This window comes from Vibrio sp. 10N.286.48.C11 (assembly GCF_041469805.1).
Classification (GTDB): domain Bacteria; phylum Pseudomonadota; class Gammaproteobacteria; order Enterobacterales; family Vibrionaceae; genus Vibrio; species Vibrio crassostreae_C.
In genome coordinates, this window is record NZ_JBFRLK010000131.1 from 1 (window position 1) to 5,728 (window position 5,728).

A 5,728-nucleotide genomic window follows, 5' to 3' on the forward strand; every position below is an offset into this window, starting at 1 on the left:
TAGGTTCATGGGGCGTTTACAGAAGAACAAGGAAAACGCCTTGTTTTAGTGACAGAGAAACAAATTCGTATTGACCCAATATTTAGTAACTTAAAGCTGTTACATCGTTACTCTGGTTTGCATACCATCACTAAAGCGCAAAAGTCTGTTCTCGGATTTATACAACGTAGACAGAAAGTACAATTACGCGAAATCTCCGACCACTTAGGACTGTCTGAGCATGAAACTCTGATATCAACACTCTGTTGGCTATCGTCAGGGAGAGTTAATACTGATATTAGAAGCTCTGATTTTGGTTTGAATAGCTACGTTTGGTGTTAGGTATGACGTCAGATTTTGATGACGTTTTTGGTTTCATTGATGAAATGGAAGCTTCTGCCAACGAAGCGGAATTAGTAACCCAAATACCGAGTGATTTATTTGAAGAAGATAAATCGTATCTCCCTTCCATTGATACCTATCCTGTAAAAACTCAACAAGAAGTATTACGACGTCTTAAAGTCATTCAATTTACTGAAAAACGTCTAAAAGGTGGGTGGACAGAAAAAAATCTTGTACCGATTTTAAATCAGGTTGAACAAGAGCTAGGGCTATCTCCACCGAGTTGGCGAGTTCTTGCCGGCTGGAAGAAAATGTATTTTGAATCAGGGAGAGCCGTTCTTTCGCTCATTCCTAAACACGCCCAAAAAGGAAATAGAACCGTTCATACAGATTCACAGTCGCTCATTGATGAAGCGATTGAAAAAAAATACCTGACTAAAGAGCGTTTAAGCGTTGCAGAGGCTTACCGCTATTACAAAAGCCGAGTAATTAAAGCCAATCAAGAAATAGTCGAAGGCAAAATCAAGCGAATTAGCCAAAGAGCATTTTATGACAGAGTGAATAGTTTACCACCCTATGATGTTGCAGTGGAAAGGTATGGAAAGCGATATGCAGATAGAGAGTTTCGTTCCGTAGGCCAGCAAATAGAGGCGACGAAACCGATGGAGTACGTTGAAATTGACCATACTCCAGTCCCTGTCATACTGATTGATGATGAATTGGATATTCCATTAGGTCGCCCATATCTAACCATGCTCTATGACAGGTTTAGTAAGTGCATCGTCGGCTTCAGCGTTAACTTTAGAGAGCCTAGTTTTGATTCCGTCAGAAAAGCACTATTAAGTACTTTGCTAGACAAGCGCTGGGTAAGCGAAAAATATCCCTCAATAACAAATGATTGGCCATGTCATGGAAAAATAGACTATCTGGTCGTTGATAATGGTGCCGAGTTTTGGAGTGATAGCCTAGAGGACTCTTTGAGACCTTTGGTGTCGGATATTCAATACAGCCAAGCTGCCAAACCGTGGAGAAAGACCGGTATAGAAAAGTTATTTGATCAACTAAACAAGGGGTTGGTTAACGCTCTGCCTGGAAAAACATTCACAAATCCCACTCAGCTTAAAGATTACGATCCTAAAAAAGAGTCTTCCGTTAGAGTTTCTGTATTTATGGAGTTAATACATAAATGGGTTATCGACCGCTATCACATGGACTCTGATAGTCGAGAAAGGAATGTTCCTTATCATAAGTGGAATGAATCGAAATGGCTTCCAAATTTCTACCAAGGACAAGCTGCGGACGAGTTACGTATTGAGTTGGGGTTGTTAAGGCACCGGACGATAGGGATCGCTGGGATAAGGTTGCACAATTTATGCTATCAATCGGATGAGCTCATAGAGTATCGAAAATACAATTCGGTTAATTCACAAGGGAAACTCTTCGTCAGGACAAAAACCGATCCGTCGGACATAAGCGCTATCTACGTTTTTCTTGAATCAGAAAAGAAATACATAAAAGTCCCAGCGGTTGATAACAGTGGGTATACCAATGGACTTTCGTTGTTCGAACATGAGCGAATTCAAAGAGTGCGCAGGTTGAATACCCGAAGCCTCGTCAATGAAGAGTCTTTAGCCGATACCTATCTCTATATGGAAGCTCTTATTGAAGGGGAAGCTGAGAGAATGCGTAGTTCTAAAAACAAAAAGCTCACCCAACCTAAAACAGGGAACACTTCTAAGATTGCAAAATACAGAGATGTTGGCACGGAAGGACCTGGCTCAATCGTTAGAAAAAATGAAAGCAGTAATTCAGCATTAAACGTTGTTAGTACTCAACTATCATTGGACGATGATGATCTTGAAGAGATAGAGGGCTACTAATCGTGAATTTTACTTCCATGCAGTGTGAACAATTGAAAGCCTACGATAATTGTTTTATTGAGTACCCCGAAATTACGGAGATCTATTCGATATTTGACCAACTTCGCTTTAATCAATTACTAGGCGGTGAACCTGAGTCATTCCTATTAACAGGCGAATCGGGAAGTGGAAAAACCGCTTTGATCAATAACTACCTTTCACGCTTCAATACAGGAACGAGTTGGTCCAAGCAAACAGTCCTAAGTACCCGAATTCCTAGTCGAGTAAATGAACAAAATACTCTGACTCAATTTCTCGTTGATCTGGACTCAAAATCAGGAGGACGTTCAGTACGAAAGAGAAATGAAATTGCACTTGCTGAAGGAGTGGTAACTCAGTTAAAACGTAAATCTGTCGAGCTCATTATTGTTAATGAGATTCAAGAGCTTGTGGAGTTTTCGACTGCGGATGAAAGACAAACCATCGCTAATACATTTAAATATATCAGTGAGGAAGCCGGTGTATCCTTTGTATTGGTTGGAATGCCTTATGCTGATGTTATCGCGAAGGAGCCGCAGTGGAACTCTCGATTGAGTTGGCGCAGAGAAATCAATTATTTTAAATTGCTTCAGGTTGAAAGTGACGCGAAAAATACCAACACTCAATACAGTATTGATGCTAAACAAAAGAAACACTTTGCTAGATTTGTGGCTGGACTAGCCTCTAGAATGGGCTACGAGCCAACGCCAATACTGACTAAGAATGAAATTCTATATCCCTTGTTTTCAATGTGTCGTGGAGAGTGTCGAAGGCTCAAGCACTTTTTGAAAGATGCCATGATAATGAGCTTTAAAGAGAACAAAAGTACGTTGAACAAAGAAGTACTATCTAGGACATTTATACTGAAATTCCCCTATTTGGAGAACCCATTTGAATGTTCATTAGAACAGGTGATGTTAGAGCAAATAGATAAAGGTTCAGCGTACAATATGAGAGCGATTACAGCAGAGGATAGGATTCTCGCCCCCCGATTTACAGATGCATTACCGCTGAGTACGTTGCTAAGTACAAGTAGCCTGAAAGTATAAAACTGCGATGTTGATAACCAAATCATTGAGACGCTAGTTTTTCCAGCAACACCGCCTTCTCTTCATCACTCATTTTATCAATGGCGCACGCTAGCTCAGCGCTCAATTCGCTCCTACAGAAAAAGTAGTTTAGCGGCACATCTAACTCTTCAGCCATACGTTCAAGCGTACCAATATCAGGTACATGCCTGCCTTTCTCGTAATGATTCATACGACCGCTAGCAGAACTCTGCTCCATACCAATTTTCACCCCTAAATCTTTTTGGGTGATCTTGGCTTTTTTACGCGCAGCTTTGAGCCTCGCAGGGATGGGGTTGTCTTTTTGCACTTACACATTTCTTTTCAACCTTTAGATAACTTAGATTGTCTAAGTTTTACTGATTTTTGTATACTTAGCAATCCTAAGTTTTTATTGCCTGTAAGAGTCACATGAAGAAAGTAACCAGAATTAACCCTCACATGTTTAACCTATTGATTGAGAAAGGGATGGATAATTTCTCCGTCACAGACGCTAGGGATGCTTTGCTAAACAGTGCTTCAACCTTCTCGAGTAAGGACGACGCTCGAAAGTATGTTTATAAGCAACTTCTATCTTTTGAGGAGAAAGGCTGGCTTTCTGTTATTGGGGTTCGCAGAGACAAACGCTACCATCAAACTAACGAATTCAAAGCGCTCACAATTGAGCCTAGATCGGGTCGAAATAGGAAAGCTAAGGTCGACTCAACGGATATTCAAATTCCAGAGTGCTCTCTAAATGCACTAGAGCGAGAGAAGAAACAGCATGAAGGTGAGCTGGCGATTACTCTAGGCGAGATTGAGGAATACCAATCGTTGTTAGCGCGTTTCCCAAACAACAAGCAAGATATGCAGCCGCTATTTAATGCAGCAAGAGAACGCTCAGCCAAGCTATTAGGCAGAATTAATGCACTAACCAACTGGATGCAAGTCGCCCAAAGTAAGGCTCCTCAATGTTAAGAGCATGGCAAGCCGAGTGTGCAGATCAAGCTGTCGAGAAATTCACTTCAAACAAGCATTCACACTTCTTCTGCCAAGCGACTCCTGGAGCGGGTAAAACCGTTATGGCCGCCGAGGTTGCGAGTCGGTTATTTGAAATAGGCATGATTGACTTAGTGCTGTGCTTCTCGCCCTCTCTGACTGTTGCTGAAGGGATGCAAAAGACCTTTTCATGGAAGCTCGAATGTTCCTTTAATGGAGGTTTGGGTTCTCTTGGAGGCTCTTACACCTACCAATCAATCCGTTTTTTGGATGAAAACTTTTGGTACACCGTCAGCAAATATCGAGTTTTAGTCATATTTGATGAGATCCACCATTGTTCGTTTGATGACGAGGGGCGGTCAAATTCATGGGGGCTAGAAATTGTTTCTAAGATCCAAGGCTTTGCTCGTTACACTCTGGCGCTGTCGGGCACGCCTTGGCGTTCTGACCGACTACCGATCGTCATGGCTGAGTATTCTGATCCTGAAGGCAAGGTTGTTTGCGATTATCAATACGGCTTGCAACAGGCAGTTGAAGATAAGGTATGCCGCCGCCCTAAAATCGTTTTAATCGATAATGAACACCTGAGCGTTAAGGCTGGCAGTGACAATCAACACTTCGCCTCTATTCTTGATTGCCTTAAACAATCCGATGTCTCTTACCAAAGCGTCATTCACAACGAAGACGCTATGAATTACATACTAAATAGCGGTTGCCAAAAGTTAGAGCAGATAAGGCAAGAGTCCCCAAGTGCTGGAGGCTTGGTGGTCGCCTCTTCTATTAAGCACGCTAAAGACATTCAAAAGCGACTTGTTGAGCACTTTAATCAATCAGCATGCATAGTGACTTATCATCATGATAATCCGTTACATGAAATTGAGTCCTTTCGTCACTCAACGGTTCAGTGGATAGTGAGTGTTGGGATGATAAGTGAAGGAACGGATATCCCTCGGCTTCAGGTTTGTTGTCATATGAGCTCGGTAAAAACGGAACTGTACTTCAGGCAAGTGCTTGGAAGGATATTGAGAGTTAATGATTCACCCAACCAAGAAGCATGGTTGTATACCTTCGCTGAAGAAAATTTGATTGGGTTTGCTGAAAGAATTGAGCAGGATATTCCTGATAGCTGCTTGTACATTAAACAAGAGAATAATGTGCCGAGCGCTACTGATGAAAAGCACCTGACACCGAGTACCGTGTCGGGAAGCGTTCAATCTGATCGACCTCACCCAAGCCTACTTAATTGGGGAGAAGCTTCAGATGTTATCAACTCAAATAATGTAGGACTCACTTTAGCTTTGGATGAGCTGAGATTAGGTCAATTTAAGCAGAGGGTTATTGCAGCGTTCACTTAAACTGTAGTAACTCATATTAGATCTTACACATCGGCTTGTTAGTCACGACTAGATCGTACAAGCCGACTTGTTGAAATCGTAACTCATTCTTGTCGGATAGGCGGCACCT

At 41.9% G+C, this 5,728-nt stretch carries 5 protein-coding genes; 4 read left to right on the forward strand and 1 reads right to left on the reverse strand.

Annotated features, from left to right (window positions below):
- Window positions 1-323 precede the first annotated feature (323 nt).
- Window positions 324-2,201 carry a Mu transposase C-terminal domain-containing protein gene (locus AB4209_RS21775; RefSeq protein ID WP_372057340.1) on the forward strand — a complete coding sequence of 626 codons (1,878 nt, stop codon included), beginning with the start codon at window positions 324-326 and terminating at the stop codon, window positions 2,199-2,201.
- 17 nt (window positions 2,202-2,218) lie between these two features.
- Window positions 2,219-3,268: a TniB family NTP-binding protein gene (locus AB4209_RS21780; RefSeq protein WP_136994845.1), complete on the forward strand. Its 1,050-nt coding sequence runs from the start codon at window positions 2,219-2,221 to the stop codon at window positions 3,266-3,268.
- Between the two features lie 22 nt (window positions 3,269-3,290).
- Here the strand turns inward: AB4209_RS21780 and AB4209_RS21785 are convergent, their stop codons facing one another.
- On the reverse strand, window positions 3,291-3,596 hold the full coding sequence (locus AB4209_RS21785) for a helix-turn-helix domain-containing protein (RefSeq protein WP_102333418.1): 306 nt from the start codon (window positions 3,594-3,596) through the stop codon (window positions 3,291-3,293).
- Between the two features lie 101 nt (window positions 3,597-3,697).
- Between AB4209_RS21785 and AB4209_RS21790 the strand changes: the two genes are divergently transcribed.
- Together AB4209_RS21790 and AB4209_RS21795 are read left to right on the forward strand one after the other, a co-directional pair.
- Window positions 3,698-4,243, forward strand: a complete 546-nt coding sequence (locus AB4209_RS21790; RefSeq protein WP_017064061.1) for a hypothetical protein — start codon at window positions 3,698-3,700, stop codon at window positions 4,241-4,243.
- Complete coding sequence (locus AB4209_RS21795) at window positions 4,237-5,619, forward strand: DEAD/DEAH box helicase (protein WP_372057342.1); 1,383 nt, start codon at window positions 4,237-4,239, stop codon at window positions 5,617-5,619. The genes AB4209_RS21790 and AB4209_RS21795 overlap by 7 nt, the downstream gene beginning before the upstream one ends.
- Window positions 5,620-5,728 lie beyond the last annotated feature (109 nt).

What these genes read in the sequence shown, in the direction of transcription:
- AB4209_RS21775 (WP_372057340.1), top strand. Translation starts at nt 324, where the DNA reads ATGACGTCAGATTTTGATGACGTTTTTGGTTTCATTGATGAAATGGAA.
- AB4209_RS21780 (WP_136994845.1), top strand. Translation starts at nt 2,219, where the DNA reads ATGCAGTGTGAACAATTGAAAGCCTACGATAATTGTTTTATTGAGTAC.
- AB4209_RS21790 (WP_017064061.1), top strand. Translation starts at nt 3,698, where the DNA reads ATGAAGAAAGTAACCAGAATTAACCCTCACATGTTTAACCTATTGATT.
- AB4209_RS21795 (WP_372057342.1), top strand. Translation starts at nt 4,237, where the DNA reads ATGTTAAGAGCATGGCAAGCCGAGTGTGCAGATCAAGCTGTCGAGAAA.